At 38.7% G+C, this 3,662-nt stretch carries 3 protein-coding genes; all 3 read right to left on the bottom strand.

What is annotated here, in order from left to right; genetic code table 11:
• Window positions 1-747 precede the first annotated feature (747 nt).
• The 3 genes from PLK24_RS06955 to PLK24_RS06945 are packed head-to-tail and all read right to left on the bottom strand — an operon-like array spanning window position 748 to window position 3,301.
• Complete coding sequence (locus PLK24_RS06955) at window positions 748-1,734, bottom strand: 2-hydroxyacid dehydrogenase (protein WP_324477614.1); 987 nt, start codon at window positions 1,732-1,734, stop codon at window positions 748-750.
• Window positions 1,731-2,693 carry a TIM barrel protein gene (locus PLK24_RS06950; RefSeq protein WP_324477612.1) on the bottom strand — a complete coding sequence of 321 codons (963 nt, stop codon included), beginning with the start codon at window positions 2,691-2,693 and terminating at the stop codon, window positions 1,731-1,733. The genes PLK24_RS06955 and PLK24_RS06950 overlap by 4 nt, the downstream gene beginning before the upstream one ends.
• Before the next feature lie 47 nt (window positions 2,694-2,740).
• Complete coding sequence (locus PLK24_RS06945; RefSeq protein ID WP_324477610.1) at window positions 2,741-3,301, bottom strand: YbhB/YbcL family Raf kinase inhibitor-like protein; 561 nt, start codon at window positions 3,299-3,301, stop codon at window positions 2,741-2,743.
• Window positions 3,302-3,662: the final 361 nt, after the last annotated feature.

Raw genomic sequence — 3,662 nt, 5'->3', positions numbered from 1 at the left:
GTGAGAATCTCATCTTTTTATTTGCTTTCCTCTCCCCTAGTGGGAGAGGATTAAGGTGAGGGGGAAACCTGAGCATCTTTCCCAAGCATAATTTCAAAACATCTAATCTGGATCTCAATCCGTACTTCCACCCTCATCCTGACCTTCTCTGTACGAATAGGGAGAAGGAATTATATATTGATGCATCATCAGGATTGGTGCTTTCCCGCGTGAGGATCTCATCTTTTATATATGTTTCTTTCTCTTTTCTCAAGATAACCATAAAAAACATATAAAACACCCTCCCCGCCGCGAAAACGGCACCCCTCCAAGGAGAGGAATTATTGAATTTATTCCCCCATTGAGGGGGGATTTAGGGGGGTGTGCCTTTCTCTTTTTTGCTTGTTCGCTTTTTAACAATTCCTTTATTTTCAGAATAAGCCTTCATGCTGACTATCTGCGTTAGACGGGAATGAAAACCCAAGATTCGACATGCCATGGCATGTCGCTATACTAGAAGAAGATTGGGCTCAATAAAGGCTGAATTGGGTGATTTTTTTAAGTTTTTAAATACACGATTTTATCCAATTCCACAGTTCCACAATTCACCAATTCCATTGCATTTAAAAGATGAGATCCTCATGCCCTTGATAAGCGAGGGCTCAGGATGACAGATGAAAAGCACCCTCCCCGCCGTAAAACGGCACCCCTCCAAGGAGAGGAATTCATTTGATGGTATTTTCAGGATAATAAGTTTTTCAGTTTATATTAATTTTTACCCAATACCTCTGGATTGACTAAAAATTCTGGTCTTTCTCCCCTTAAAGCACTAATTAAATTTTTTGCCGCCATGATTGCCATTTTTGTTCTCGTCCGATAGGAAGCCGAACCAATGTGCGGAACTATCACGACATTGTTTAAATTCATCAATTCCTGCTCAATCGCTGGTTCGTTTTCAAAAACATCCAGTGCTGCTCCACGAATGACACCACCTTTTAGCGCTTTAACCAAAGCCTTTTCGTCAATTATTGGTCCTCGAGCAGTATTGATTAAATAACTTTCTTTTTTCATCATACTAAATTCTTCCTGGCCAATGAGATGAAAAGTTTCCTCAGTCAGCGGAACATGTACAGAAATAAAATCGCTTTTTCGAAGGAGTTCATCAAAACTTACATAACTTGCTCCTAATTCTTTTTCTATAATAGGAGGAACAGGTTCCCTATCATAATATATAACTTTGAGATTAAATCCCTTGGCCCGCCGAGCCATAGCTTGTCCTATTCTACCAAAACCAATGAGTCCTAAGGTTGATTCATGGATATCAGTCCCTAATAACAACATTGGTTCCCAACCTCGGAATTTACCAGCTCGAACCAACTTGTCTCCTTCAACAATACGCCGGCCAATACACATCAGAAGTGCCCAAGCTAAATCTGCGGTTGTTTCGGTAAGGACCCCGGGGGTATTGGTAACCATTATCCCTCTTTTGGTCGCTTCAACCACATCAATATTGTTATATCCTACTGCATAATTAGAAATAACTCGGAGTTTCTTTCCTGCCGCAACAATTACTTTTTTATCAATCATATCAGTAAGAAGAACTAATAAACCATCGGTATCTTTTACTTTTTCCAGGAGAAGAGATCGAGGAATTACCCCGTCATAATCACTCACTTCTACCTGGCAACATCTTTTTAAGATTTCCAAACCCTCTTGGGGAATTCTTCGGGTCACAAATATTCTAGGTTTTGTCATAATTTATACCCCAATTCTTTATAATCTATGTGAGCTTTATCTAAAGCCGCTAAAAATTTTCTTTTTGAATTGGCTACAACTAAATCCGAATCTTCATGAGGTAATGGTTTGACTTCAAAAGAAATAACTGGTTTTTTAGTCATTACCCTTTGATTAAAATAATCAATTTTTTCAAGAGCAATCATAAAATAGGCTACCTCTTGATAATCATTACAACCACCGGCAATTCCAAAACGTGGATGATGATCTCCATAAAAAGGATTTTTCTTTTCCAGGATACCGTTTCCTATATGAACATGGCCAATAAAGGGAGCCAATAGTTTCAAAACGTAGTATGGGTCCTCAAAGGTTAAAGGTAGGTGAGAAAGGTCAATAGTTAAAGAAAAAGCTGGATAATCAGCTTTTACGCTTTTTGCTATATCAAAGGCATCGGGAGCTGGACCGATTAATACTTTTTTATCAACAGTATGATCAAATATTTCGAGGTCGATCCCCAATTGATATCCTGCTGTATTTCCTATTTCTTGGGAATAACGGCACAATTCTCTTAAAGAATGAATCAAATTTTGTTTTAATTCATCTTTTTTTTCTGTGAAGTCGTACTGGCCCGATAAAAAGGTTAAAGCACGGGCCCGGCACCGATATGAGCGCTCAATTTGCATTTTGCATAATTGAATCGCCTGGTGTCTTTCTTCATCATTTCCTGCATTGAGATTGATCTTTTTTGATAAAAGAAATGGTTGTGCCCCGAGTAAAAATTCAACATCGGCTGTTTCACATAGAGCTGAAATTTTTTCCAAAATGTTATCTTCATATAACATATTCACTTCAATTGCTTGGAAAAAGTCATCGTTTAAAATTTTATGGACAGATTTTAAGATTTCGTCCTCGGTTTTAACCTGAGGGTAAGCCATAAAATGGACAATACCCATGTGAAAAGTTGCGTGCCACGGATACATATTATTTATCCTCCAGTTATGAGTTTTATTGAATAGGTTTTATTTTTTTAACGACTGTATAATCCAACAAGTTGTGCTTCTTCTATAACCTTTCCTTTGATAGCTGCCAATACTTGATCTCGATTTAATCCTGTTTTCTGATCAAGTTTTGTATTTAAAGCCAACAGGCGGAAAAAATAGCGATGTGGTTTACCCGGAGGTGGACAAGGACCCCCATATCCCAATTTTTTAAAATCATTCATTCCAGTTAAAATCTTCTCTTGAGTAATCAATTCTTCTTGACTATTCAGGTTTTCAGGAATCGAATGCAATCCCGCAGGAATATTGTATAGAACCCAGTGAGTCCATATCCCAACCGGAGCATCAGGGTCTTCACAGATAAGGACCAGACTAACCGTGCCCTCTGGAAGGTTCTCCCAGATTAATTCTGGAGAAATGTTCTCCCCTTCACAAGTAAACTTTTTTGGGATCATGCTTCCTTCGGTAAAGGACGGACTTTTTAGTATAAATTGATCTGTATTCGTGGCAATAGCTGCTTTATCAAAAGGAAATAATGTAAATACCAAAAATAACAGAATAAGAACAATAAAAAAATTCCTCCTATTCATCTTCAACTCCCCCCCCTTCATCAGTCTTTATGTTGCTTTGCAGCTATAGGTAAAAATGAAAAATCCCAATTAAATCCGTCATTGCTAGGAGTTCAACCGTTTTTTGGTTAGGCAATGTAACAATCCCATCCACCCACCCCATTATTCTTAGGAGCGTATTATACGACGTGAGAATCTCATCTCATGCTATCGGCGTCATCCTGAGGCTTCGTATTTAGAAGCCGTGAGGATCTCATCTTTTATTCGTATTTCTTTAGCCTTTTCTCAGGATAACGAGGGAAAAGCGAAAGACACCCTCCCCGCCGTAAAGCGGCACCCCTCCAAGGAGGGGAATTGTTGAATTTATTCCCCCATTGAGGGG

It is taken from the genome of Atribacter sp. (assembly GCF_035418125.1).
GTDB classification, from domain to species: Bacteria; Atribacterota; Atribacteria; order Atribacterales; family Atribacteraceae; genus Atribacter; species Atribacter allofermentans.
Note: the sequence above shows the minus strand (reverse complement) of the source record. Positions and strands in the feature narration are given on the sequence as shown.

Bases quoted from the DNA above. Each gene is read 5' to 3' on its own strand.
- PLK24_RS06950 (WP_324477612.1), bottom strand. From the start codon at position 2,693: ATGTATCCGTGGCACGCAACTTTTCACATGGGTATTGTCCATTTTATG.
- PLK24_RS06955 (WP_324477614.1), bottom strand. From the start codon at position 1,734: ATGACAAAACCTAGAATATTTGTGACCCGAAGAATTCCCCAAGAGGGT.
- PLK24_RS06945 (WP_324477610.1), bottom strand. From the start codon at position 3,301: ATGAATAGGAGGAATTTTTTTATTGTTCTTATTCTGTTATTTTTGGTA.